At 65.8% G+C, this 23,794-nt stretch carries 22 protein-coding genes; 10 read left to right on the forward strand and 12 right to left on the reverse strand.

All coding sequences use genetic code 11. The features are described 5' to 3' along the window. The first annotated feature begins 179 nt into the window (after nucleotides 1–179). From ACSF9G_RS14500 to ACSF9G_RS14510, 3 genes are all read left to right on the forward strand, one after another. Nucleotides 180–575 carry a hypothetical protein gene (locus tag ACSF9G_RS14500; protein ID WP_436642793.1) on the forward strand — a complete coding sequence of 132 codons (396 nt, stop codon included), beginning with the start codon at nucleotides 180–182 and terminating at the stop codon, nucleotides 573–575. A 146-nt stretch (nucleotides 576–721) separates the two neighbouring features. After that, nucleotides 722–1,186: an Hsp20/alpha crystallin family protein gene (locus ACSF9G_RS14505; protein ID WP_436642794.1), complete on the forward strand. Its 465-nt coding sequence runs from the start codon at nucleotides 722–724 to the stop codon at nucleotides 1,184–1,186. Nucleotides 1,187–1,350: 164 nt separating this feature from the next. After that, nucleotides 1,351–3,030 carry a thiamine pyrophosphate-binding protein gene (locus ACSF9G_RS14510; protein ID WP_436642795.1) on the forward strand — a complete coding sequence of 560 codons (1,680 nt, stop codon included), beginning with the start codon at nucleotides 1,351–1,353 and terminating at the stop codon, nucleotides 3,028–3,030. Nucleotide 3,031: 1 nt separating this feature from the next. Here the strand turns inward: ACSF9G_RS14510 and ACSF9G_RS14515 are convergent, their stop codons facing one another. From ACSF9G_RS14515 to ACSF9G_RS14540, 6 genes are all read right to left on the reverse strand, one after another. Further along, complete coding sequence (locus ACSF9G_RS14515) at nucleotides 3,032–4,204, reverse strand: mechanosensitive ion channel family protein (RefSeq protein WP_436642796.1); 1,173 nt, start codon at nucleotides 4,202–4,204, stop codon at nucleotides 3,032–3,034. A gap of 318 nt (nucleotides 4,205–4,522) precedes the next feature. Continuing rightward, nucleotides 4,523–5,272 carry a sulfite exporter TauE/SafE family protein gene (locus tag ACSF9G_RS14520; RefSeq protein ID WP_436642797.1) on the reverse strand — a complete coding sequence of 250 codons (750 nt, stop codon included), beginning with the start codon at nucleotides 5,270–5,272 and terminating at the stop codon, nucleotides 4,523–4,525. Between the two features lie 24 nt (nucleotides 5,273–5,296). Further along, on the reverse strand, nucleotides 5,297–5,737 hold the full coding sequence (locus ACSF9G_RS14525; protein ID WP_436642798.1) for an EamA family transporter: 441 nt from the start codon (nucleotides 5,735–5,737) through the stop codon (nucleotides 5,297–5,299). A 73-nt stretch (nucleotides 5,738–5,810) separates the two neighbouring features. Next, nucleotides 5,811–8,510, reverse strand: a complete 2,700-nt coding sequence (locus ACSF9G_RS14530) for a bifunctional acetate--CoA ligase family protein/GNAT family N-acetyltransferase (protein ID WP_436642799.1) — start codon at nucleotides 8,508–8,510, stop codon at nucleotides 5,811–5,813. A 114-nt stretch (nucleotides 8,511–8,624) separates the two neighbouring features. Next, nucleotides 8,625–9,473 (reverse strand): universal stress protein, encoded by an 849-nt coding sequence (locus ACSF9G_RS14535; protein WP_436642800.1) that lies wholly within the window; start codon nucleotides 9,471–9,473, stop codon nucleotides 8,625–8,627. An 89-nt stretch (nucleotides 9,474–9,562) separates the two neighbouring features. Further along, nucleotides 9,563–10,000 carry a baeRF12 domain-containing protein gene (locus tag ACSF9G_RS14540; protein ID WP_436642801.1) on the reverse strand — a complete coding sequence of 146 codons (438 nt, stop codon included), beginning with the start codon at nucleotides 9,998–10,000 and terminating at the stop codon, nucleotides 9,563–9,565. Between the two features lie 257 nt (nucleotides 10,001–10,257). On the opposite strand from ACSF9G_RS14540, the gene ACSF9G_RS14545 reads away from it, so the two are divergent. Then, nucleotides 10,258–10,986, forward strand: coding sequence for a polyamine aminopropyltransferase (locus ACSF9G_RS14545; RefSeq protein ID WP_436642802.1), 729 nt, complete (start codon nucleotides 10,258–10,260; stop codon nucleotides 10,984–10,986). A gap of 3 nt (nucleotides 10,987–10,989) precedes the next feature. Here ACSF9G_RS14545 and ACSF9G_RS14550 read toward each other — a convergent pair whose 3' ends face one another. Both ACSF9G_RS14550 and ACSF9G_RS14555 read right to left on the reverse strand, forming a co-directional pair. After that, the gene (locus ACSF9G_RS14550; RefSeq protein ID WP_436642803.1) at nucleotides 10,990–12,144 is read right to left on the reverse strand and encodes an acyl-CoA dehydrogenase family protein; all 1,155 of its coding nucleotides are present in this window, start codon (nucleotides 12,142–12,144) and stop codon (nucleotides 10,990–10,992) included. 82 nt (nucleotides 12,145–12,226) lie between these two features. After that, nucleotides 12,227–12,397: a hypothetical protein gene (locus ACSF9G_RS14555; protein WP_436642804.1), complete on the reverse strand. Its 171-nt coding sequence runs from the start codon at nucleotides 12,395–12,397 to the stop codon at nucleotides 12,227–12,229. Between the two features lie 128 nt (nucleotides 12,398–12,525). Between ACSF9G_RS14555 and ACSF9G_RS14560 the strand changes: the two genes are divergently transcribed. Together ACSF9G_RS14560 and ACSF9G_RS14565 are read left to right on the forward strand one after the other, a co-directional pair. Beyond that, complete coding sequence (locus ACSF9G_RS14560) at nucleotides 12,526–13,449, forward strand: DMT family transporter (protein ID WP_436642805.1); 924 nt, start codon at nucleotides 12,526–12,528, stop codon at nucleotides 13,447–13,449. 119 nt (nucleotides 13,450–13,568) lie between these two features. After that, nucleotides 13,569–15,665 carry a putative bifunctional diguanylate cyclase/phosphodiesterase gene (locus tag ACSF9G_RS14565; protein WP_436642806.1) on the forward strand — a complete coding sequence of 699 codons (2,097 nt, stop codon included), beginning with the start codon at nucleotides 13,569–13,571 and terminating at the stop codon, nucleotides 15,663–15,665. Here ACSF9G_RS14565 and ACSF9G_RS14570 read toward each other — a convergent pair. Together ACSF9G_RS14570 and ACSF9G_RS14575 are read right to left on the reverse strand one after the other, a co-directional pair. After that, nucleotides 15,662–16,264, reverse strand: a complete 603-nt coding sequence (locus ACSF9G_RS14570; RefSeq protein ID WP_436642807.1) for a hypothetical protein — start codon at nucleotides 16,262–16,264, stop codon at nucleotides 15,662–15,664. The genes ACSF9G_RS14565 and ACSF9G_RS14570 overlap by 4 nt on opposite strands. Before the next feature lie 20 nt (nucleotides 16,265–16,284). Then, nucleotides 16,285–16,905 (reverse strand): thioredoxin family protein, encoded by a 621-nt coding sequence (locus ACSF9G_RS14575; RefSeq protein WP_436642808.1) that lies wholly within the window; start codon nucleotides 16,903–16,905, stop codon nucleotides 16,285–16,287. Nucleotides 16,906–17,100: 195 nt separating this feature from the next. Between ACSF9G_RS14575 and ACSF9G_RS14580 the strand changes: the two genes are divergently transcribed. From ACSF9G_RS14580 to ACSF9G_RS14590, 3 genes are all read left to right on the forward strand, one after another. After that, nucleotides 17,101–18,729 carry a L,D-transpeptidase family protein gene (locus tag ACSF9G_RS14580; protein WP_436642809.1) on the forward strand — a complete coding sequence of 543 codons (1,629 nt, stop codon included), beginning with the start codon at nucleotides 17,101–17,103 and terminating at the stop codon, nucleotides 18,727–18,729. Between the two features lie 76 nt (nucleotides 18,730–18,805). Beyond that, entirely contained in the window at nucleotides 18,806–19,276 is a 471-nt protein-coding gene (locus tag ACSF9G_RS14585) for a MarR family winged helix-turn-helix transcriptional regulator (RefSeq protein WP_436642810.1), read from the forward strand. Nucleotides 19,277–19,293: 17 nt separating this feature from the next. Further along, entirely contained in the window at nucleotides 19,294–19,758 is a 465-nt protein-coding gene (locus ACSF9G_RS14590; protein ID WP_436642811.1) for a hypothetical protein, read from the forward strand. Here ACSF9G_RS14590 and gbd read toward each other — a convergent pair. Both gbd and ACSF9G_RS14600 read right to left on the reverse strand, forming a co-directional pair. Then, nucleotides 19,730–20,863: a 4-hydroxybutyrate dehydrogenase gene (gene gbd, locus ACSF9G_RS14595; RefSeq protein ID WP_436642812.1), complete on the reverse strand. Its 1,134-nt coding sequence runs from the start codon at nucleotides 20,861–20,863 to the stop codon at nucleotides 19,730–19,732. The genes ACSF9G_RS14590 and gbd overlap by 29 nt on opposite strands. Nucleotides 20,864–20,985: 122 nt before the next feature. After that, nucleotides 20,986–22,134 (reverse strand): alpha-hydroxy acid oxidase, encoded by a 1,149-nt coding sequence (locus ACSF9G_RS14600; RefSeq protein WP_436642813.1) that lies wholly within the window; start codon nucleotides 22,132–22,134, stop codon nucleotides 20,986–20,988. Nucleotides 22,135–22,585: 451 nt separating this feature from the next. Here ACSF9G_RS14600 and ACSF9G_RS14605 point away from each other — a divergent pair, with 451 nt between their 5' ends. Then, complete coding sequence (locus ACSF9G_RS14605) at nucleotides 22,586–23,752, forward strand: TRAP transporter substrate-binding protein (RefSeq protein WP_436642814.1); 1,167 nt, start codon at nucleotides 22,586–22,588, stop codon at nucleotides 23,750–23,752. Nucleotides 23,753–23,794: the final 42 nt, after the last annotated feature.

A 23,794-nucleotide genomic window follows, 5' to 3' on the forward strand; every position in this document is an offset into this window, starting at 1 on the left:
GCGCCTTGTGTATCCCGTCCCGGAGTGGCCACGCGCTTGAGCTTTGTCAACGCCGCGAGATGGCTTTTCGCGGACAAGATTAGGTGGTGGTATGCTGCACCGATATAATCGCAGTTACGCTTGCTCGCGAGGGCCGGGCAGGTTATCGCCGGACAAAATGGTTCAAGGAGTGGTACCGAATGACGAACGCTTCGCTGCATCTCAAGCGCATCCGGCTCAGCCTCGCGCGCAGCCACGATCACCCGAACGGCAGCGACCATCACGGCTACGAATTCGTCGCGCCCCTCGATTCGGACGGCCATATCGACGCCGAGGTCTGGCGCAAGGCGCGGGATCGCTGCATCGTCCGTCGCTTCTGGGCGGGCGAACAGGACGAGATCGGCAAGCTGGTCCACAAGCCCGGTGGCGCCGAGTATGCGCGCTGGGTCTTCGATTACGACGACACCACCGACGATGACGACGAGGCCGGGTACCGCTTCGCCAGCCACGCGTTCCGCATCGGCGAGTACGTGTCGATCCGCGACGAGGACGGCGACATGCACACCTTCCAGGTTGTCTCGGTCGAGCCCGCCTAAGTCATCGGGACGTTTGGTCGCAGGAGGAATGCCCTCAAAACAGCGGAATTGGCTTCTTAATTTCGTTCGGAACGATCCGCCGCGCGCATAAGAAGCCGGCAGGGGCCGGAAGACGCGGCGGACACCTTGGGAAAGGAGGTCTGATCATGCGTCTTCCAACACTCTGGGGTCGTGACAAGGACGACCCGTTCGGCGCCCTGCACCGCGAGGTGGAGAAGGTCTTCGACGATTTCACCAAGACCTGGCCGAGCGTCGGTGCCCTGACCGGGCGGTTTCTGATGCCCAATATCGACGTTCACGAGACCGACAAGGGCCTCGAGGTGACGGCCGAAGTGCCCGGTGTCGACGAAAAGGATGTCGAGGTGACGCTCGTCGACAACCTGCTCACCATCAGGGGCGAGAAGAAGTCCGAGCGCAAGGAAGGCGAGGAAGGCCGTATGGTCTCCGAGCGCTCCTACGGAGCATTCCAGCGCTCGTTCACGCTGCCCTACGAGGTCGACCCGAACAAGGTCGAGGCCAGGGTCGAGAAGGGCGTGCTCAGGATCAGCCTGCCCAAATCGGCCGAGTCGAAGAAAAAGACCAGGAAAATCGCGATCAAGACCGCCAAGTAGCGGTTCGTCCGGAGCTGACGAAGCCCCGTCGCCGCGCAGGCGAGGGGGCTTCCTCATGTCTGGGTCCTGCTATGCCGCCCTGTTGTACTGAAACGCAGCGGGACAGAGGCTGGCGCCGCCGATGCCACCCGCTAAGATGTGCCGGCCTTCTGGAGGGATGCCGTATGGACGCCACAAACATGCCGACCCGCACCGGCGGACAGATTCTTGTCGACGCGCTCGTCACCCAGGGGGTCGATCACGTGTTCTGCGTCCCCGGCGAAAGCTACCTGGCCGCGCTCGACGCCTTCTACGACACCGATGTCGAGATCACCATCTGCCGCCAGGAAGGCGGAGCCGGAATGATGGCTGATGCCTATTCGCGCCTGACCGGGCGCCCGGGCATCTGCTTCGTCACGCGCGGCCCCGGTGCCACCAACGTGTCGCCCGCCATCCATATCGCCGGGCAGGATTCCAACCCGCTGATCGTCTTCGTCGGCCAGGTCGGCCGCGACATGCGCCATCGCGAGGCCTTCCAGGAGGTCGACTATGCCGCCGTGTTCGGATCCATGACCAAGTGGGCGGCCGAGATCGATGACGCCGCGCGCATCCCCGAGTTCGTTCACCGGGCCTTCATGACGGCGATGAACGGCCGTCCCGGTCCCGTCGTGCTGGCCCTGCCCGAGGACATGCTGTCGGGAGACGCGATCGCGCCGGCCACGCCCTATGCCGAGGCGATCCCGACGGCGCCGGCCCCCTCCGCGATGGACAGGCTCGCCGGTCTGCTCGCCACTGCCGAGAAGCCGATGATGGTGCTCGGCGGCACACGCTGGACCCCGCAGGCGCTTAACGACATCCGTGCGTTCGCCGAGACATTCGACCTTCCGGTCGGATGCCAGTTCCGCCGCCAGATGCTGTTCGATTCCACCCATCCGAACTATGCCGGCGACGTCGGCATCGGTCCCAATCCGGCGCTCGCCAGGCGCGTCCGCGAGGCCGACCTCCTGCTTCTCGTCGGCGGACGGATGAGCGAGATGCCGTCCTCCTCCTATACGCTGATCGACATACCGACGCCGGCGCAGACCCTCGTTCACGTCCACGCCAGCGCCGAGGAGCTGGGCCGCGTCTATGCGCCCGCGCTCGGCATCCACGCCGACGCGGCCTCGTTCGCCGCCGCCGCCGCGGCGCTTCCAGCTCCGGCGCGCAGTCCGTGGTCTGAGGAGACGCGGGCGGCCAATGCCGCCTATCACGCCTGGAGCGGCACCCCGCCGCCGCTGCCGGGCGCCTGCGACTATGGCGCCATCGTCGCCTGGCTGCGCGACAGGCTGCCCGCCGATGCCGTCATCTGCAACGGGGCCGGCAACTACGCGACCTGGCTGCACCGCTACCTGCGCTACCGCGGGTTCGGCACCCAACTCGCCCCCACCTCGGGTTCGATGGGATACGGCGTGCCGGCCGCCGTTGCGGCAAAGCGACTCGATCCGGACAGGATGGTTCTGGCGTTTGCCGGCGACGGCTGCTTCCTGATGAACGGGCAGGAGTTCGCCACCGCCGTCCAGTACGCGCTGCCGATCCTCGCCATCGTCGTCGACAACGGCATGTACGGCACCATCCGCATGCATCAGGAGCGGGAATATCCCGGCCGCGTCATCGCCACGCCGCTCGACAACCCGGATTTCGCCGCGCTGGCCCGCGCCTATGGCGGCCATGGCGAGACCGTCGAGGAAACCGCGGCCTTCGCGCCCGCCTTCGAGCGGGCGGTGGCCTCGGGCAAGCCCGCGTTGATCCACCTGAAGGTCGACCCGGAGGCGATCCTGCCGACGACGACGATCTCGGAGATCCGTGAAAGGGCGCTGGCGGGATAGGCTAGGGCTCCGCCCGCTTTCGCCCGCCCCTTTGCGCGGGCTTCTTTGCCTCGCGGATCTCCACGGGAACCGGATTCTCCACGATGAGATGGCGGTGCGGGAAGGGAAACTTGATGCCGTTCTGGTGGAAGGCGTCCCACAGGGCGAGCATCACCGCGCCACGGATATTGGTTAGCCCCTTCTCCGGATCGGCGATCCAGAACCGCAGCAGGAAATCGAGGGACGAGTCCCCGAACGCGGTCAGGTGGCAGACCGGAAGCGGATCGACCGAGACGCGATCGACATTCTTGCAGGCGTCGACCGCGATCCGGCGCACGACATGCGGATCGCTGCCGTAGCTGACGCCGAAGGGCACGTCGAGCCGAACCAGCCGGTCGGTGAACGACCAGTTCACCACCTGACCGGTTATGAAATCGTCGTTGGGGATCAGGTACTCGCGGCCGTCGCGGGTAACGACCGAGACATAGCGGCCCCTGAGGAGGCGAATCCAGCCGAACGTCTCGCCGAGCGAAATGACGTCGCCGGGCTTTATCGACTTGTCCATCAGGATGATGATGCCGCTGACGAAGTTCGACACGACCTTCTGCAGGCCGAAGCCGATGCCGACGCCGACCGCGCCGGAGAATACCGTGAGCGCGGTCAGGTCTATGCCGATCGAGCCGAGCACCGCGAGCAGCGCGACCGTGACGAGCATGATCCGCACGAACTTCGACAGCAGAACCTGCAACGAAGGCGTCAGGTCCTCGTTGCTTTCGATCCATCGCTCGGCCTGACCGGCCGCGAGTTTGGCCGCCCACAGGAACAGCCCGAGCAGCATCGCCGCCTTGACCAGCGACAGCAGCGTCAGTCTGAGGTCGCCGATCGAGATGCCGACGGAATCGAGAAACGTCGTCGTCTCGTCGAACAGCCCCAGGATCAGGATCGTCGCCAGCGCCAATCCGAACGCGGTCGTCACCCGCGCCAGGAAGCGGTTGCGGATCGTCCGTCCGGCGACGGCGATCACGATCCAGGCGGTGGCCAGCGTCGCGATAAGACCGATCAGATAGCTACGGCTCGGCCAGGTGACGACCCGCAGCACCGCGAATTCGATCCAAAGAAACACCGGGAACAGCAGCCACGTCAGCCGCCGCAGCAGGATGGCCAGGAACCGCAGAAGCCCGCGTCGTTCGCGCACCTGCCGAAGCCTGTCTTCCAGTCGCGGCTCAAGAAGGCGCCCGCCCAGGAAGGCCAGAACGAACGCGGCGGCGATCAGACCGGCCTGGAACAGCGTCGATGGCCGCGCGACGAGCTGTGCGACCTGATCGTACCAGGCAAGTGCGGTATCGATGGGCTGGTCGAACGGATCCAGTGCCGCCTCCCCGTTGCTGATGTGGCAAAATGATTGCGCGTTCGGCCGGCGACGGCAATTCCCCTAAATGCTGCCCCGGCAGGCCGGGACTACCGGCTCGGCGCTACCTATGGCTGCCCGGCGCTTTTTCGGGCCGGCGCGGCCTCAGTACAGGAACGAGCGGGCTGCCAGGTTGAGGCCGATCAACAGCATGCCGACGAGAAAGATCCGCTTGAACAGCGGCGGATCTATCCGGCCTCTGAGCTTCCGGCCGAGGACCATGCCGACGATCGCGGGGATGACGGCCATGGCCGACATTCCGAGCGTTAGCGTAGGCAGCAGGCCATGCACGAGCAGGATGCTGGTCAGGGTGACCGTGGCGAAGGTAAACAGGAGCCCGATCGACTGGACGAATTCGTCGCGGTCGAGATCGAGCGCCTGCATGTAGGGCATCGAGGGCATGGTGAAGATGCCGGTCGCGCCGACGACCATGCCCATGGTCAGGCCCACCAGCGGCGATAGCCAGGTCTCCGCCCGTTTCGAGATATGGATCCTGGGATTCGTCAGGCCGAACACCGCGTAGATCGACAGCAGGATGCCGAGGATGCCGGCGGCGAGCCCGGAACTCTCGTTGGTGAGGATCCCGGCCGTGATCCACGACCCCGCGAACAGGGCCAGGTAGAGCGACCAGAACCGCTTCAGCAGGGTCCTGAGATAGGGGCCGTGCCAGGCCTGCCAGATATTCGTGACATAGGCCGGGATCACCATATAGGCCGCCGCTTGCGCCGGCGCGATGAACAGGCTCAAGACGCCGATCGAGATGGTGGGCAGCCCGACGCCGATGACACCCTTGATGATGCCGCCGCCGAGATAGGCGAGCGCGATGGCGATGACCAGGGTCGTCGTATCGAGCATGAAATGTGGTCCCCGGTCGGGTCGTCAGCGCTTCCAGGCGATCAGTAGCACGCCGAGCGTGACGAAGGCGATGCCGAGCCAGCCCCGCCCGGTCAGCCTTTCGCCGAGGAAGATGACGCCGAACACCGCGACCAGCACGACGCTCAGCTTATCGACCGGGGCGACCTGCGCCGCGTCGCCGAGCTGCAGGGCGCGGAAGTAGCAAAGCCACGACGCGCCGGTCGCCAGCGCCGACAGCGTCAGGAACAGGTAGGTCCGTCCGGAGACCGATGCGAGCGACGGGATCTGGCCGGTCGCGACGACGAGAATGGCGAGCGTCGGCAGGATGACGGCGGTGCGGAACAGGGTGGCGAAGTCGGAATTGACGTTGGCAACGCCGACCTTGGCGAAGATCGCCGTCAGCGCCGCAAACGCCGCCGACAGCAGCGCCCAGAACTGCCAAGCCTGCACTTCCGGCCGCGCCATCGCGTCATCCTCGTCCGATCTGAACCGACAGGGTCTCCCATGCGGCGGGCATAATCAAGCGGTCCGCCCGGGGTCAGTCGAGCGACAGCGTCACCGTGACCAGGTCGGGATCGGCGGCCGTCAGGACTTCGGCGAAGCCGAGCTGGCGACACATCGACAGCATCGAGCGGTTGCCGACGAGAACGTCGCCATGGATCGTCTTGAGCCCGTCTTCGCGGGCATAGTCGATGATGAGCTGCATCAGCGCCCAGCCCAGGCCCTGGCCTTTCAGGTCCGAGCGCACCAGGATCGCGTATTCCGCCTTTTCGTGGTCCGGATCGGCATGGATGCGGACGACGCCCAGGAGTTCGCCGGTGTCCGGATCGAGCGCCACGAAGGCCATGGCGCGGGCGTAGTCGATCTGCGTCAGCCGGGCGAGGAAGCGGTGCGACAGATCGGGCTTCGGCGTGAAGAAGCGCAGGCGCAGGTCTTCCTTTTCCACCTTGGCGAAGAAGGCGTTGTAGAGCGCCTCGTCCTCAGGACGCACGGGGCGGGCGAGCACCGACGTGCCGTCGTTGAGGGTGAGTTCGCGCTCCCATTCCTTGGGGTAGGGGCGGATGGCGAAGCGCGGGTTGAGGCCGTGCCGGTCGGTCCCGGTTTCCGCTTCGATACGGATGCGCGCGTCCACGGCCACGACGCCATCCTTGTCGGCGAGCAGCGGATTGAGGTCGAGCTCGCGGATCTCCGGAATGTCGGCGGCCATCTGGGCGATCTTGACGAGCGTCAGCGCGACCTCGTCGATGTCGGCGGCCGGCTCGTTGCGGAAGGCTTTCAGAAGGCGCGAGATGCGGGTGCGCCCGATCAGGTCGTGGGCGAGCGTCAGGTCCAGCGGCGGCAGCGCCAGCGCCTTGTCGCGGATCACCTCGACCGCCGTGCCGCCCTGTCCGAACAGAACAACCGGGCCGAACAGCTTGTCGTCGGCGAGACCGAGGATCAGCTCGCGGGCGCCCGGCCGTCGGATCATCGGCTCGACGGTCACGCCGAGGATCCTGGCGTCCGGCACCGCAGCGCGCGCGGCGGCGATGACCTCCCGGGCCGCCTCCTCGGCGGCGTGCGGCGTCTCGATATTGAGGCGCACGCCGCCGATGTCGCTCTTGTGCTGGATGTCGGGCGAATTGATCTTCACCGCGCAGGCCCCGAACTCCGGCAGCAGGCGCGCGGCGATCTCGCGCGCGCCCGCGGCCGTTTCCGCCGTTTCCGGCGCGACGGCGGGAATGCCATAGGCGGTCAGCATCTTCGCGATTTCGGGCCGGTCGAGCCAGGTCTTGCCGGCGGCAAGGCCGTCGGCGACGACGGCGCGGGCGGCCTCGACGTCCGGCGTGAAATCCGCCGGCAGGCTCGGCGGCGTCTGCATCAGCATGTCCTGCGCTTCCGAGTAGCGGACCAGATGGCTGACGCCGCGCACCGCCGCGGTCGGCGTCGAGAACACCGGAACCTCGACCGGATCGAACACCTTGCGCGCGTCCGCAGCCTTGGCGCCGCCGAGCCAGGCGGCGAAGACCGGCTTGCACGGCCAGACCTTGCTCTCGTGATTGCGGACTGTCTCGGCGACGCTTGCCGCCGCCGCGTCGCTCGAGGACAGCGCGGTCGGGCAGTTCATCACCAGCACCGCGTCCGTGGTCTCGTCGTCGAGCAGCGCTTCCAGCGCCGCCGAATACCGCTCCGGCGGGGCATCGCCGATGATGTCGACCGGGTTGCTCTTCGACCACGTCGGCGGCAGGCTCTGGTCGAGCCGGACGAAGGTCTGCTCCGACAGCGGTGCCAGCGACCCGTCGAGGTCGATCAGCCGGTCGACGGCGAGCACGCCCAGGCCGCCGCCATTGGTCAGGACCGACAGCCGCCGGCCGCGGAACGGCTTGACGCGGCTCAGCGTTTCGACGGAGTCGAACAGCTCGTCGAGGTCGTAGACCCGGAGCAGTCCGGCGCGGCGGAAGGCGGCGTCATAGACCGCGTCGACGCCGGCCAGCGCCCCAGTATGCGAGGCCGCCGCCTTGGCGGCTTCGGCGTGGCGGCCGGATTTTACCACGACGACGGGTTTGACCCGCGCCGCCGCGCGCGCCGCCGACATGAACTTCTTCGGGTTGGTGATGCCCTCGACATAGAGCAGGATCGCGCGGGTGTGGACGTCGGCCGCGAACCAGTCGAGCAGGTCGCCGAAATCGACGTCGGCCATGTCGCCGAGCGACACCATCGACGAGAACCCGATGCCGCGGTCGTTCGCCCAGTCGATCATGGTGACGATCACCGCGCCGGACTGCGACAGAAGCGCCAGATCGCCCTTCAGGGGCGAGGCGTGCGCGAAGCTGCCGTTCAGCCCGATGCCGGGCACCAGCAGGCCGACGGTGTTGGGGCCGAAGACCCGCAGCGTGTGCGGCCGGGCGGCGTCGAGCGTCTGCTGGCGCAGCGACCCGGGACCGTTGCCGAAGCCCGCCGTGATGACGACGACGGCGCGGGCGCCGTGGGCGCCGAGCTCCGCGACGAGGCCCGGCACCGTTTGCGGCGGCGTCGCGAGGATCGCGAGATCGACCGGCCCGGGCAGGGCGGCGGCGCTGGGGTAGCAGGGCTGGCCGTCGATTTCGGTGTATTTCGGGTTGACCAGGTAGACCGGTCCCGCAAATCCCGCATCCCGCATGTTGCGCAGGACGACGTGTGCCACGGATCCGTCGCGCGGGCTCGCGCCGATCAGGGCGATCGATTTCGGCGAGAAAGCGGCTTCGAGATTACGAACGGTCATGGCGGTACCCCGGGTTTTTGCGGGTGCGAAGAGGTCCCTATTCCTATCGTACCCGCGGCGACGGGGCCATGACCGGGCGGCCACATGTCGCAGCCGCCCGAGACGACCCTGGGGTCAGTGCGCCATGAGCACCGGAATTGTCATGCTTTCGAGGATCGAGTTCGTTGTTCCGCCGAACATGAACTCGCGGAAACGGGAATGGCCATAGCCACCCATGACGAGCAGGTCGGCTTCGGAATCCGCGGCATGCGACAGGAGCGCGTTGCCGACGTCGATACCGGCGCTGCCGATGCGCTTGACGTCGACGCTCAGTCCGTGACGGGCGAGATGCAGCGCCAGATCGGCGCCCGGCTCGCCGCCATGGGCGGACGGCACGCTGTCGCCGACGATCACGACCGAGACGGCTTCCGCCGTCTTCAATACCGGCATCGCCTCGTTGGCGGCGCGGCTTGCCTGGCGGCGGCCATCCCAGGCGACCATGACGCGGTCGAGCTTCGCCTCGTTCGGGCCGATATAGGGCACGACCAGGGTCGCGCGGCCGGATTCGAACAGGGCGGCCTCGACCAGCAGTTCGCGGATCGCGAGAACGTCGTCGGGCTCGGGCTGGCCGACGAGGATCAGATCCGAGGTGCGCCCGTGCATGGCAAGCGTGGGCCCAGCCGCCGCTTCCGTGCAGTTGACGATGCGCACTTCCGACTTGATGCCGGCGCGGTTCGCCGCTTCGGTGAACGTGTCGGCGGACGCCTGCGCCGCCTCGAGGGCGCGGGTGCGCTGGGATTCGAGCAGCGAACCGGGAACCTCGCCCATAATCATCGGCGGGATCGTCGGTTCCAGGGCGAAGATGAGACCGGTCAGGTGCGCGTCATGGGTAGCCGCCAGCGAAATCGCGAAGGCCTGCCTTCGCGCGCCGGCGCCGCTGCCCGCCTCGGAATCGAGGTGCACCAGAATATCCTTGAATGCCATGACGTTACTCCGTTTTCCCTTCCTCGCCCGTGCATCGGACGACCGTTCGTTTAAGGCCCCATACCGTTAAGGAATAGTGCCGGTTAAGGCTAGACCGCCAACACGTCGGCCAGATGGCTTTCGACGTCCTTCTCGGTTGATCTCACCAGATTCCGCGGGATTTCCGCCGTCACCTTTGCGGCGAGTCCTTTGGGCAGGAGGTCGCGCAGATCGCCGAGTGCCTGCGGCGCGGCGATCAGCACGAGCCGGTCGAACTGCTCTTCCTGAGGCTTGGCCGCGATCCAGTCGACGACGCCTCGCAGAAACTCGCGCTCCTGATGCTTCTGGGGGTCGGTCCGCGGTTCCATTGCGTGGCGGCCCTGGCCATGGCTATCGAAGGCGCGCCCCGGCTTGTCGGCCTGGATATCGCGATCGCGCAGCCTGTCTCCCAGGAATGCACGGTCGTCGATTTCGCTCACGCCCTTGCCCACGCCGTTATTGACGAAAACGCGGGCATGCGCCCCGTCTGCCACGAGGATCCAGGTCACCTGTTTGCGAACCATTGAAACGTCTCCCGATATTCTGGCCCCGGCCGCCGGTATTTTGCGGTTGAGAGTGCGCCGGAACCTTGATCGCGGTCAACGTCTTGAACGAATGGGGGGCATGCCGGCCCGTAGGATCAAGCATGCCGGGGACTTGCACGAAATGTCGTCATGGCCGCTTTATGAGAGGCCGTCGTCGTCGTATCGACTGGCAGGGATCGAATCCCTGATCGCGGCGTCAACCTGGGAGCGAAAGCAACATCTTGAGCGCATTTTTCGAGGAACTGGACTTTCGCCCGACCCCGATCGGTACGCTCAGCCTCAGGCGGCGGCGGGACTTGCGGCTGGGCGTCGACGTCATCGAGATCAAGCTCGGCGACGAGTACCTGATGTCGAGCATGTTCACAGCTTCCGAGATCGCGCTGGCGACGCTCGGCCTCGCCGAAGTGGACTCGGACCGCGTGGAAAACGGTCTCGATGTCGTCGTCGGCGGCCTGGGCCTCGGCTACACGGCGAAGGCCGTGCTGGAGGACGAGCGGGTTTCGTCTCTCGTCGTCGTCGATGCGCTGCAGGCGGTAATCGACTGGCACGAGGAAGGGCTGGTGCCGCTGGGGGCGGACCTGACCGCCGATCCGCGCTGCCGCTTCGTGCACGGTGACTTCTTCGCGCTCGCCGCGTCTAAGGACGGCTTCGATCCCGACGCCCCCGGCCGGGCATTTGACGCTGTCCTGCTGGACATCGATCATTCGCCGGATTTTCTGCTCGATCCGGACAACGCCGCGTTTTACCGCGAGGAGGGACTTGCCCGTTGCGCCGCCCATCTGCGGCCGGGCGGCGTCTTCGGCCTGTGGTCTAACGACCGGCCGGACGCGGCGTTCACCGCACGAGTGGCGCAGGTCTTCGAAAACGCCCGCGCCGAGGAAGTGACCTTCGACAATCCGCTGCAGGACGAGCCGTTCACGCAGACGGTCTATCTGGCGAAAAAGGGTTAGGGCTCAGGCCGACCGCAGGGTTTCGCGGGCGATGATCAGCCGCTGGATCTCCGAGGTGCCCTCGTAGATCGTGGTGATGCGGGCGTCGCGGACGAGCCGCTCCAGCCCCGTTTCCCGAATATAGCCGGCCCCGCCATGCAGCTGCAGTGCCGTGTAGGTTGCCCGCTGCGCCGCCTCGCTGGCATAGAGCTTGGCCATCGAGGCTTCCCGGGCATAGGGCTTGCCCGCCGCCTTGAGGCTGGCTGCCTGCAGGATCAGCAGACGGGCGGCCTCCAGTTCGGTCTCCCGGTCGGCGATCATCCATTGGATGCCCTGGTTGTCGGCGATCTTGCGGCCGAACTGCTCGCGCTCCTGAACGTAGCGATTGGCGAGGTCCATGGCGCCGCGCGCGATGCCCAGCGCGGTCGCGGCGATGCCGATGCGCCCGCCGGCGAGCTCGCCGACGGCGATGCGGAACCCGCCGTTCACGTCGCCGAGCACGGCCGAAGCGGGGATCCGGCAGTTCTCGAAGGTGACGGGATTGGTGGCCGAGCCGGTCTGGCCCATCTTCTTTTCCGCCGGGCCGACGATCAGTCCCTCGGCATCCGCCTCGACCAGGAAGCAGGTGATGCCCTTGCCCTTCGGCGCGTCGGGGTCCGTCACCGCCCAGACCACGAACAGCCCGGCATACTCGGCTGACGTGATGTAGAGCTTGGAGCCGTTCAGCACCCATTCGTTGCCGTCTATGCGTGCGGACGTGCGCATGCCGGCGGGATCGGAACCGGCGCCGGCCTCGGTCAGACAGAAGCCGGCGGCCGGATAGGTGCCGTCGCAGATTTTCGGCAGGTAGGCCGCGCGGTGCTCCTCGCTGCCGCACACCTCGACGATCTCGGCGACCATGTTGGTGACCGATGTCGTCACCGCCGTGGAGGCGCAGCCGCGCGCGATCTCCTCGAGCGCCAGCGCGAAGCCGACCGGTCCGGCTTCGCTGCCGCCGTAATGACCGGAAACGTTCAGCCCCATGAAGCCGTTCTCGGCGAGAACCTTCAGGTTTTCCAGGAACGGCGCCCGCCCGCCGCCATCGTCCAGCGTCCCGGCGAGCGGGGCCAGGCGGTCCGTCGCGATACGCCGCGCCGTGTCGCGGATCAGACGGTGTTCTTCGCTCGGCTCGAAGTCCATGGCACACGCCCTCTGAATGGCATGGTGCCTTGATAATACCCGGCGCGCCGGCCTGCAATCACGGGCCGGCAATCTCCGGCGGTCAGTCCTCGTGATCCGGCGCCGGCTGGGTGATCGACGGCGGGTCGCTCGCGGGGAAGGAGTCGTCGAGCTCGCGGTCGAGCTCGCGATTTTCCTTGCGCTTCTCCTGGGATTTCGGCGCGTTCTCGTCCGTCTTCGGATCGGTCCTGCCGTGCTTCGCTTTGTGTGGCATCGCGTATCTCCATCGAAACGCCTTGCGGTCGCGCCGGTTGCAAGAACCGGGTGGCCGGGCGCGGGGCCTGGAAGTACTCGGGCTCCTATTTTTGAAAACGCACATCGCGCCTTGGGGTTCATCTCGATATGCAAGCACCGTCGCCGCGCATGGGGGGCACCGAATGGTCGCTGCTCCTGATCCTCTCGCTGCTCTGGGGCGGATCCTTCCTGTTCGCCAAGGTTGCCGTCGGCGAACTGCCGCCTTTGACGGTCGCCTTCCTGCGCGTCTCCATCGCCGCGCTGACGCTCTATGTCCTGGTTCGCGCCATGGGGCTAACGATGCCGCGCGGCGCCGAATGGGGGGCGTTCCTCGTCCTGGGCGCGGTCAACAATGCCGTGCCGTTCTCGCTGATCTTCTGGGGTCTGACCGAAGTTTCGAGCGGGCTCGCCGCGATCCTCAACGCGGCGACGCCGCTCTTCACCGTCCTGCTCGCCCATGTCCTGACGCGCGACGAGCGGCTGACGGCGGCGAAGCTCTTCGGCGTGCTGATCGGACTGGCCGGCGTCGCCGTGCTGATCGGCGTCGATGCCCTCGACGGGGTCGGTCTCGCCGTGTTCGCCCAGCTCGCCTGTGTTGCCGCCGCCGTCTCCTACGCCTTCGCCGGCATCTGGGGGCGGCGCTTCTCCGGGCAGCCGCCGATGGTGGTGGCCGCCGGGCAAGTGACGGCCTCGTCGGTGCTGCTGTTGCCGATCGTCGTGGCCGTCGACATGCCATGGCGACTGGCGATGCCGTCGGGCATGGCCGTCGCGTCGATCCTCGGCCTCGCTGTCGTCTCGACTGCGCTCGCCTACGTGATCTATTTCCGTATCCTGCGTGCCGCCGGCGCCACTAATCTCCTGCTCGTGACTTTCCTGATCCCGATCAGCGCGCTCGCCTTCGGTGCCACGCTGCTGGGCGAGACCGTCCGGCCCGACGACTTCCTCGGCATGGCTCTCATCGGCATCGGCCTGGCGGCGATCGACGGTCGCCCCGCTGCCCGCCTGTCCCGTCTGCTCGGGATCAGCGGCTGAATTCTTGTCCAAATCCGGCAGATCGGATTAGCTTTTGTTTAGGCACTCGGTGGTCAGATGCCAGCTTGGCAATAGCGCGGGGTTTGTCGCCCCCGCACCGAAACGACGGACTTTTCCCATTGGCAGGTCGACTTCTCGAAGATTTCGCGGAACTCGCATCCGACTGGTTCTGGGAAATGGACGAGACCTATCGGTTTTCTTACTTCTCCGGCAGCCTGGAGCAGGCTACCGGCGTTTCGCCGCAACAGGAGATCGGCAAGAGCCGCGTCGAGATTTCCGCCAATGCCGAGATCGAGGCATTCTGGCAGCCGCACGTCGACGATCTCCTGAACCGGCGGACGTTTCGCAACTTCGTCTATCCCTATAAACGCAAGGACGGTCAGGTCCGCTGGTTTTCGACCAGTGGCCAGCCGGTGTTCGACGACGCGGGCGCGTTCAAGGGATACCGCGGTGTCGGCTCGGATATCACCGCCGAACGGAACGCGCGCGACCAGCTCTCCGAGGCGCTTGAGGCGCTGCGCGCCACCAACGCCCGGCTTGCCGAACAGAACCGGCTGTTCGAGACGGCGATCGACAATATCTCCCAGGGTATCTGCATGTTCGACGATGACCGCCGGCTCATCGTCTGCAACAGGCGCTATGCCGAGATGTACGGCCTGCCGGAGGCGTTGATGCGGCCCGGCACGCCGCTCGAGACGATCCTCGACCATCGCATCGCCACCGGACGATATGCGGGCGCCGACCCGACCGAATTCGCGCGAAACCGCTTGAAGATGGTCGAAGCCGATACGCGTTCGCAGATGCTCGACGAACTTCGGGACGGCAGCATCTATTTGATCGCCCATGCGCGGATGCCGGGCGGTGGGTCGGTCGCGATCCACGAGGACATCACGGAGCGCAAGAGGGCCGAGGCGAAGATCGCCCATATGGCCCGCCACGATGCGCTCACCGGCCTGCCGAACCGGCTCTTCCTGCGTGACAAGATGGAAGAGGGGCTCGCCCGTGTCAGGGACGGCGATGGTTTTGCGGTGCTGTGCCTCGATCTCGATAACTTCAAGACCGTGAACGACTCCCTCGGGCATCCCGCCGGTGACGCGCTGTTGCAGGCGGTCACACGCCGGCTACAGGTCTGCGTGCGCGAGACCGATACGGTGGCGCGGCTTGGCGGCGACGAGTTCGCCATCCTGCAGCCCGGCCCGAGCGCGCCGGAACGCGCGGCGACGCTTGCCCGGCGGATCATCGAGGTGCTCTCGGCCGCCTTCACCATCGAGGGGCAGCAGGTGGTGGTCGGTACCAGCATCGGTATCGCGCTGGCCCCGCAGGATGGCGCTGAGCCGGACCTGCTGCTGAAGAACGCCGACCTCGCGCTTTACCGCGCCAAGGACGACGGCCGCCGGACTTACCGTTTCTTCGAACCGGAGATGGATGTTCACCAGCAGTCGCGCCGGGCGCTGGAAATCGACCTGCGCCAGGCGCTCGTGACGGGCGAGTTCGAGTTGTTCTATCAGCCCATCGTCGGCCTCTCGTCGGGCCAGATCGTGGGCCTGGAAGCCCTGCTGCGATGGTGCCATCCCGAGCGCGGGCTGCTGTCGCCGGGCGAGTTCGTGCCGATGTGCGAGGAGACGGGGCTGATCGTTCCGCTCGGGGATTGGGTGCTAAGGACCGCATGCTGCGAGGTGGCGCGGATGTCCGACGACATTTCCGTCGCCGTGAACCTGTCGCCGGTCCAGTTCAAGGCTCCCGGCATCGTCTCGTCGGTCATGCAGGCGCTGTCGCAGGCGCGCCTCGATCCGGGCCGGCTGGAGGTGGAGATCACCGAATCCGTACTTCTGCTGGAAAGCGAGGACACGCTGGCAGCTTTGCATCGGCTGCGCGATCTCGGCGTCCGCATCTCGATGGACGATTTCGGCACCGGATACTCGTCGCTCAGCTATCTCAGGCGCTTCCCCTTCGATCGCATCAAGATCGACCGCTCCTTCATCGCCGACCTGGAAACCAAGGACGATTGCCGGGCGATCATCCGCGCCGTGGCGAGCCTCGGGTCGGATCTCGGGATCGATACGACGGCGGAGGGCGTCGAGACGGAATCCCAGCTCAAGACGCTGCGTGCCGAAGGGCTGACGGAGGTCCAGGGCTATCTGTTTTCGCCGCCCGTCCCGCGCGACGAAATCGTCGAGGTCCTCGCCAGGGCCAAGGCGGCCGTCTCCGCGGCTTAAGGGGGCGCGCTCGGGTGCCAGCGCGGCCGGTAACCCGAATTTAGCGCCGCGATGACGAGCGGCGGGGTCAGCACCGATACCGTCGCTGCCTTCGGTATCTGAATTGCGCCGGCATATCCTGCCGCTTCCCAGGCAAGCAGCCGGTTGCCGCGAACCGCGAAGGCCTGTCCGTCCAACGCGATCATCGCCCCGTCTGGCAGGCTTGCGAAGCCGGCGACATGGCAGCGCTTCGTTCTGCCGTCGAGCCGTTCCGCGTGCAACTGCCGGTCCATCGCCGTTGCGCGCGGTGGCGCCGGCCAACCGAGCCCGTGCGCCACGGCCCCGGCGAACGCCACGGCGTCTTGCCGGCGGCATTCGAAACAGGGCCGATGCCCCGCCGCCAGCGCGGTCACCTCGTCGAGGAAGAACAGCTCGGTGTAACCGTCGCCCCAGACCCGCCGATGGCGGCCCTTGAAGTCGAGAACACAGGCGATCCACTGCCGGGAAGCCCATCGGCGGCGCCCGAGGCGCTGCGTCTCCGGGTCATGGAACCTGCCGCCCCGATTGCCGAGCAGCGTTCCGCGCGCCGGCGTAGCGACCAGCGCGCCGAATGGCGTCACCCGGTTCTGCAGCGGAGCCCCTACCAGAGATCGACCTCGACGCCCTGTTCGCGCATCGTCTCGGCCTTTTCCTGCAGGAACCGCTGGAAGGGCAGCTCGTCGTAACGGCCGCTTTCGACGAACTGGAACATCGACAGGAAATGGAACGGCTTGAAGTAGCCGGGCAGTCGGGCGGACTCCACGGTGTTGCCCGGCTTGCCGTCGACGTCCGCGTCCGCGGCGAAGAACACCAGCGTCGGCGTGAAGTTGACGCCCCATTTGCGCGCCAGGGCCCGTTCCTCCATGGCCTCGCCGTCGAAATCCGTAACCTCCCGGGATCCCCACATGTCGAGCTGGATGACGTTGAAGTGCTCCGTCACGAAGTCGACGATCTCGGGCACGGCGAAATTCACCCGGTGCATCTCCCGGCAGTAGGGACAGCCGCGCTGTTCGAAGATGAGCACGAGCCCCTTGCCGTCGGCCGCCGCCTCGGCGTGGTCGTCGCCGAAGTTCAGGAACGTGTCGACGAAGAACGGTTGCGTATAGAGACCGTTGTCGGCGACCGCCGGTTCTTCCTGCGTGGCGAAGGCGCTCCGGGGCGCGAGACTGGCTGCACCGAGCAGTGCGGTGCCAGTGAGTAGACCTCTGCGTGATACGGTCATGGCACTCCTCCCTAGCGTGTGCCGTTTTATTGTCGTGATCAAATAGTGCAGCCGAGAACCAAGGGAAACAAGCCGCGCGTGCAGTAAATTTCGGCCTCGCGAATTGTTGAGGCGGTGAAATCCTCTGCCGATTCGCGCTAGACTGTTCTTGCGGCCAGTCCGGTGCGACATCGGCGAGGCAATCGGGAGTAGTCTATGGCGATCGCGAGAAAGCTCGTTTTGTGGATGTTCGTCGTCGTTGCGTTCGCTGTCGCGGCGCCGATGGCCGGCGCGCAGCAGCCCAAGCTGGTCGCCGAGGAGATTGCCCGGATTGTCCGCGACGGACAGGTGCCGTTCGGCAACGACATCGACGAAGAACGGCTGTTCCAGGTCTACGCCTATTATCACCGGCGGTCCTTTACCCCGATCTGGGTACGTGACAGCGGGCCGAAAACGAAGGGTCGCGAGCTGCTGGCGGTTCTGCGCAACGCCAATGCCGACGGCCTGGAGCCGACCGACTACTACGTCGATCGGCTATCGGAACTGATGGATCAGGCCGGCATCTATAGCCTGGCGCGGCTCGACCTCCTGCTCACGCGCGCCTTTCTCGACTACGGCCGCGATCTGTCGGCGGGACGAGTGGCGCCGGAATCTGTCGATTCCGAGATTAATCTCAATCCGACCCCGATCGACGCGAGCGAGTTGATCCACGGTGCCGAAGGGGCCGACAATATCGGTCCCTACGCGCTGTCCCTGGCCCCGAAGACCGACGAGTATGCACGGCTGGCCACGATGCTCGCCGAGTATCGCGAGATCGCTGCCGAAGGCGGCTGGCCAACCGTTCCTGACGGCGAGGCGCTGCAGTCCGGTATGGACGATCCGCGCGTTCTCGCGCTGCGCGCCTATCTGGTCGCCGTCGGCGACTACGCGGGCGATCCGGACGATCCCTCCATGCTGTTCGACGAGGAACTGACCGAGGCGGTCGAGCGGTTCCAGGAGCGTCACGGTCTCGACGTCGACGGTGCTGTCGGCAAGGAGACGCTCACCGCGATCAACACCCCGATCGACGACCGTATCGCCACCATGGAGCTCAATCTGGAGCGACGCCGCTGGATGAAGGACGATCCCGGCGAGCGCTATGTCTTTGTCAATATCGCCGACCAGTATCTCAAGGTTGTCGATCGCGGACGCACCATTCACACCGCCAGGCTCATCGTCGGCAAGCCGTACGCCCGCACCCCCGTCTTCGACGAGACGATGAAATTCGTGGTCATCAATCCCGACTGGACCGTGCCGGCTTCGATCGCCCGCAACGAGTACCTGCCGAAACTGAAGAAGTCGCCGGAGGCGCTGTCCAGGCAGAACATCCGGATCTACGCTGGCAGCACCGCGATCAGTCCCATGTCGATCAACTGGTCGACCATTACGAAATCGGATTTCCGCTACACGCTGCGCCAGGATCCGGGCCCAGACAATGCTCTCGGCGTCATCAAGTTCATGTTTCCAAACGCCTATAACGTATATCTCCACGACACCCCCTCGAAGGGCCTGTTCGCTCGTCCGCACCGCACGTTCAGCCGCGGCTGCATGCGCGTGGAGAATCCGATCGAACTGGGCGAGGTGATCCTTGGTACGCAGGGCTGGAGTGGCGACCGCATCCGCAAGGTCGTTGCCTCGGGAGAGAAGACCGTGGTCAATCTGGAGACGCCGGTTCCGGTGCACGTCACCTATCTCACCGCCTGGGTTAACAAGGACGGAACCGTGCACTTCCGCAGGGATCTCTACGGCCGCGACAAGCGCCTGCGCGAGGGGATCAAAACCACCCACCGGGTGCAGAAAAGCTAGGAGGCCGCATCGACCGGTCGCCCCCTTCGGCAAGTCCAATTTGACAACATCCTGTCAATATGACTATATGTTGCCTATGAAGGATGCCCGATATCCCGCCCACACCCAAGCCGGTGCCGAACTGACGGCGCTGATGCTCGACGTCTTCCGCGTCAACGGCGCGCTGCTCGCTGCGGGAGACAGGCTGGTCGCGCCGCTCGGCCTGACCAGTGCGCGCTGGCAGGTACTCGGGTCCATCGCCCTGTCCGACAGGCCGCTGCCGGTCGCCCATCTCGCGCGCGTCATGGGACTGACGCGCCAGGCGGTACAGAGGGTCGTCAACGATCTGGAAGGGCAGGGCTACGTGCGGTTCGAAACCAACCCGCACCACAAACGCGCGCATCTCGTCGTTCTGACACCCAAGGGTGAGACGGCCTACGCAGACGCCTCGGCGCGGGAAGCGCCCTGGTCGAACGCGCTGGCCGAAGGGGTGTCGCCCACCGAGATCGCCGCCGCCCGCCGCGTGCTGGCCGCGCTGGCACAGCGGCTCGAAGGACAGTCGTCGTAAAGCACAAGGAAGATTCCATGCTTCGCCGAATTCATCCCGCCGCCGGCTTTGTCGGCTTCCTCACGATCCTCGCCTTCTGGACATCGACGGTTGCCGTCGAAGTCATCGGATCGGCATCCGCGATCGCAACGGTGAAGACCGGCATCCTGTGGGGCATGATCGTGCTGATCCCCTCGCTGGCGATCGCCGGGGCGAGCGGCTTCCGGCTCGCCGGGCCGAACCCGCGGGGACTCGTCGCCGCCAAGAAACGGCGGATGCCGTTCATCGCCGGCAACGGTATCGTCATTCTGATCCCCTGCGCCGTCTATCTGCAGCGGCTGGCCGCCGCCGGCGACTTCGGCACGGCGTTCTATGCCGTGCAGGCGATCGAACTCGTTGTCGGCGCCGTCAACATGACGCTGATGGGGCTAAACATCCGAGACGGCGTCCGCATGACCCGCGGCCGCCGGGTCGCTAGTAGGCCACTTCCATCAACGCGGTGACGGAGGCCTCGTCGAGCGGGCGCGGATTTGTGGGACCGGAATGGTCCTCGAGCGCGCCCGCGACGATCGGTGGGATGAGCTGCCGTTCGAAACCCATCTCCGACAGCGACTTCGGCATGCCGATCTCGCCGTTGAGGTCGTCGAACCACGTGGCGAGATCGGTGTCTTCGGCGACGCCGATCGCCTTGCGCATCACCGCGTATTTCTCACCTGCAGCCGGCTCGTTGAATCGCAGCACGTGCGGCAGCAGCACCGCGTTCAGCGTGCCGTGATGCAGCGAGACCTCCTTCAGTCCGCCGAGCGGATGCGAGATCGCGTGGATCGCGCCCAGCCCCTTCTGGAAGGTGAGACCGCCATGCAACGCCGCGATCATCATTTCGCGGCGGGCCTCCACGTCGGCGCCGTCTTCAACGGCGCGCCGAAGAAACCGGACCGCGCGCGTCAGCCCATCGAGTGCGATCGCGTCGGCCGGCGGATTGAAGCGCGGCGACAGGTAGGTCTCGATGCAGTGGCTGATCGCGTCCATGCCGGTCGCCGCCGTCAGCTTTGTCGGCATGCCGTAGGTCAGTTCGGGATCGCAGACGGCGCGTTTGGGGAACAGGTGAGGCGAGATGAAGCCGAGCTTGCGCCCGTCCTTGAGCGTCACCAGCGCGGCGCGGCCGACCTCCGATCCGGTGCCGGCCGTCGTCGGCACGGCGATCACCGGAGCGACCGCGTCGGTGATCTTCGGGATGCCGCCGAGGATCGCGGCGTAGGACTCCAACGGCCCTTCGTGCGTCGCCATCAGCGCCACCGCCTTGGCCAGATCGATGGGGGACCCGCCGCCGACCGCGATCAGCCCGTCCGCGCCACACGCGCGATAAAGTTCGAGCGCGGCCTCCGCGGCCCCCTCGGTCGGGTTCGACGGTGTCTCGTCGAAGACCGCGGCGATCCGATCCCCGCCTGCCGCCGCCATAACCGTTTCGGTTAGTCCGGCGGCGGTGACGCCCTTGTCGGTGACGACGAGCGCCCGTTCGATACCGAGCTGCGCCAGGTCCTCGCCGATCTCGCCGACGCAGCCTTCGCCGAACCGGATCGTGGTGAGATACGTGATCAGTGCCGACACGTCGGACCCTCCTGTTTGTTTCCGGATCCGGATGAATCGATCGCGCTACCCGCGTCCCCTGTCCGCCTCGCGTGTCCGATTCTCTCCGTTCCTGTGGACCGCCTTTCGCCCCCCCGACCGGTCTACGGCTGGTCGTACCTGTAGAGGTTGTCGCGCGACAGCTCGCTCACCGTGCGCTCGCCGCACAGGGCCATCGTCGTGTCGAGCTCCTTGGCGATGATGTCGAGCGCCTGTTTGACGCCGGCCTGTCCCATCGCGCCGAGCCCGAAGATGAACGCGCGGCCGATATAGGTGCCTTTCGCGCCGAGGCACAGCGCCTTGAGCACGTCCTGACCCGAGCGGATGCCGCCGTCCAGATGCACCTCGATCTTGTCGCCGACCGCCTCGACGATCTCCGGCAGGGCCGCGATGGAAGAAGGCGCCCCGTCCAGCTGCCGCCCGCCATGATTGGAGACGATGATCGCGTCGGCGCCGGTCTTGGCCGCCATCTTGGCGTCTTCGGCGTCGAGGATGCCCTTCAGGATCAGCGGGCCGCCCCAGCGCTCCTTGATCCAGTCTATGTCGCTCCAGCTGAGGCGCGGATCGAACTGCTCGTTCGTCCAGGCGCTGAGCGACGACAGGTCCCCGACCCCCTTCGCGTGGCCGACGATATTGCCGAAGGTGCGGTTCTTGGTGCCGAGCATGTTGAGGCACCAGCCCGGCCGGGTGGCCATCTGCCAGATGTGCTTCGGCGTGAACTTCGGCGGCGCCGACAGGCCGTTGCGCAGGTCCTTGTGGCGCTGGCCGAGGATCTGCAGGTCGAGGGTCAGCACCAGCGCCGAGCAACCGGCCGCCTTGGCCCGCTCGATCAGCGCGTTGATGAAGTCGCGGTCGCGCATCACGTAGAGCTGGAACCAGAACGGCTTCTTTGTGGCTTCCGCCACGGCCTCGAGCGAGCAGATGCTCATGGTCGACAGCGTGAAGGGAATGCCGAACTCCGCTGCCGCCTTCGCCGCCAGGATCTCCCCGTCGGCATGCTGCATTCCAGTCAGGCCGACGGGCGCGAGCGCCACCGGCATCGCCACCTTCTGACCGATCATGGTCGTCTCCAGCGACCGGTTGGTCATGTCGACGGCGACGCGCTGGCGCAGCTTGATCTTGCCGAAGTCCTCGCTGTTGGCGCGGTAGGTGCTCTCGGTCCACGCCCCGGAATCGGCATAGTCGAAAAACATCTTCGGCACCCTGCGCCGCGCCAGTCGCTCGAGATCGGCAATTTCAACAACGGGTCCCATCGCGTTCGCTCCCCCGGGATTTGATGCCCCGCCGATACCCGACTGGGCGTGCGTTTTCGCACCGACGTAGATACCCGCAAGTGTGATCCACTGGAACCCGGGATTTTGCCGGTGTCGATCCAGGCCCGGTGTCTGCGTTGGCCAGTATCCGCGTTGCCCCGCGTTTGCGTTGCTTGTTGCCGTCACGGGAGCGTCACGAATTAGGGAAGCAATGCTGACCTGATAAGGAATATTTCTCGTTCGGAAAAGGCGATGTTCTCCGATTTTCGTTGCTAAATGCGAATACGTTGCGTTCAAATGAATAATCCGAGCGCTGATCCCGTACAAAATGAGGATCGACGACAAAATATGGCGGTCGGCACGACACCGTCGTGCGAGACAAAGCTTAAGAACGCGCTGCGGTTTTCGCGACTTAGGTCGCTTGGGGAAACGACCTTTAGGAGGGTTGTCTATGTCCAGCAAATCAGAAGATGCCAAATCGGTAGCCAAATCCGACGCGCCGAAAAACGCGAGCCGTCGCAAGTTCCTCGCCGGTGCTGCCACGGTCGCCGGCGGTGCTGCCGCCACCGTCGCGATGCCTCAGGTATCGCGAGCCCAGACCAAGACGCTCAAGATGCAGAGTTCTTGGAGTGCGTCCGACATTTTCCAGGAAATGGCGCAGCAATACGCCGACCGCGTCGAGAAGATGTCCGGCGGACGCCTCAAGGTGGACCTGCTGCCGTCCGGAGCGGTTGTCCAGGCCTTTCAGGTGCAGGACGCCTGCCACGACGGTGTGCTCGACGGCGCCCATACCGTGACGGCCTATTGGTACGGCAAGGACAAGGCCGCGTCGCTGTTCGGTACCGGTCCGGTGTTCGGCGCCAACGCCTCGCAGATCCTGGCCTGGATCCATTTCGGCGGCGGCAAGGACATGTACCGCGAATTGGTGCAGGACAAGCTCGGCCTGAACGTGGTCGGGTTCTTCGCCATGCCGATGCCCACCCAGCCGCTCGGTTGGTTCAAGACGCAGATCAAGTCGGCCGACGACATGAAGGGCCTCAAGTACCGGACCGTCGGTCTGGCCACGGACATCATGCAGGGCATGGGACTGAGCGTTACGCAGCTTCCCGGCGGCGAAATCGTGCCGGCGCTGGAACGTGGCGTCATCGAGGCGTTCGAGTTCAACAATCCGACCTCGGACAGTCGTTTCGGCGCTCAGGACGTCTCGAAGGTCTACATGATGGGCTCATACCATCAGGCCGCCGAGTTCTTCGAGATCATCTTCAACAAGGACCTGTACGAGTCGCTGCCGGCCGAGCAGCAGGCGATTCTCGAATATGGTGCCGAGGCGGCCAACACCGCCAACTACGGTCTCGCGATGGACAACTATTCGCGCGACCTGCAGAAGCTGATCAACGAGGATGGCGTCAACGTCTACCGCACGCCGACCTCGGTCATGGAAGCCCAGCTGGTATCCTGGGACACGGTTCTCGATACCCTGATGCAGGACGAGTTCTTCAAGAAGGTCGTCGACAGCCAGCGCGCCTGGTCGGAGCGCGTCGCCTTCTACGATCTGATGAACACGGCCGACTACAAGCTTGCCTACGAACACTACTTCCCGGGCAAGCTCGGCTTCTGATGGATTGTTCGATCCGTGTTTGATGACCGGGGGCGGCGCGCC

This window comes from Microbaculum mangrovi (assembly GCF_051390635.1).
In the GTDB taxonomy this organism is placed as follows: Bacteria; Pseudomonadota; Alphaproteobacteria; order Rhizobiales; family Tepidamorphaceae; genus Microbaculum.

What these genes read in the sequence shown, in the direction of transcription:
- ACSF9G_RS14500 (WP_436642793.1), top strand. Translation starts at nt 180, where the DNA reads ATGACGAACGCTTCGCTGCATCTCAAGCGCATCCGGCTCAGCCTCGCG.
- ACSF9G_RS14505 (WP_436642794.1), top strand. Translation starts at nt 722, where the DNA reads ATGCGTCTTCCAACACTCTGGGGTCGTGACAAGGACGACCCGTTCGGC.
- ACSF9G_RS14510 (WP_436642795.1), top strand. Translation starts at nt 1,351, where the DNA reads ATGGACGCCACAAACATGCCGACCCGCACCGGCGGACAGATTCTTGTC.
- ACSF9G_RS14520 (WP_436642797.1), bottom strand. Translation starts at nt 5,272, where the DNA reads ATGCTCGATACGACGACCCTGGTCATCGCCATCGCGCTCGCCTATCTC.
- ACSF9G_RS14525 (WP_436642798.1), bottom strand. Translation starts at nt 5,737, where the DNA reads ATGGCGCGGCCGGAAGTGCAGGCTTGGCAGTTCTGGGCGCTGCTGTCG.
- ACSF9G_RS14530 (WP_436642799.1), bottom strand. Translation starts at nt 8,510, where the DNA reads ATGACCGTTCGTAATCTCGAAGCCGCTTTCTCGCCGAAATCGATCGCC.
- ACSF9G_RS14535 (WP_436642800.1), bottom strand. Translation starts at nt 9,473, where the DNA reads ATGGCATTCAAGGATATTCTGGTGCACCTCGATTCCGAGGCGGGCAGC.
- ACSF9G_RS14550 (WP_436642803.1), bottom strand. Translation starts at nt 12,144, where the DNA reads ATGGACTTCGAGCCGAGCGAAGAACACCGTCTGATCCGCGACACGGCG.
- ACSF9G_RS14555 (WP_436642804.1), bottom strand. Translation starts at nt 12,397, where the DNA reads ATGCCACACAAAGCGAAGCACGGCAGGACCGATCCGAAGACGGACGAG.
- ACSF9G_RS14560 (WP_436642805.1), top strand. Translation starts at nt 12,526, where the DNA reads ATGCAAGCACCGTCGCCGCGCATGGGGGGCACCGAATGGTCGCTGCTC.
- ACSF9G_RS14575 (WP_436642808.1), bottom strand. Translation starts at nt 16,905, where the DNA reads ATGACCGTATCACGCAGAGGTCTACTCACTGGCACCGCACTGCTCGGT.
- ACSF9G_RS14580 (WP_436642809.1), top strand. Translation starts at nt 17,101, where the DNA reads ATGGCGATCGCGAGAAAGCTCGTTTTGTGGATGTTCGTCGTCGTTGCG.
- ACSF9G_RS14585 (WP_436642810.1), top strand. Translation starts at nt 18,806, where the DNA reads ATGAAGGATGCCCGATATCCCGCCCACACCCAAGCCGGTGCCGAACTG.
- ACSF9G_RS14590 (WP_436642811.1), top strand. Translation starts at nt 19,294, where the DNA reads ATGCTTCGCCGAATTCATCCCGCCGCCGGCTTTGTCGGCTTCCTCACG.
- ACSF9G_RS14600 (WP_436642813.1), bottom strand. Translation starts at nt 22,134, where the DNA reads ATGGGACCCGTTGTTGAAATTGCCGATCTCGAGCGACTGGCGCGGCGC.
- ACSF9G_RS14605 (WP_436642814.1), top strand. Translation starts at nt 22,586, where the DNA reads ATGTCCAGCAAATCAGAAGATGCCAAATCGGTAGCCAAATCCGACGCG.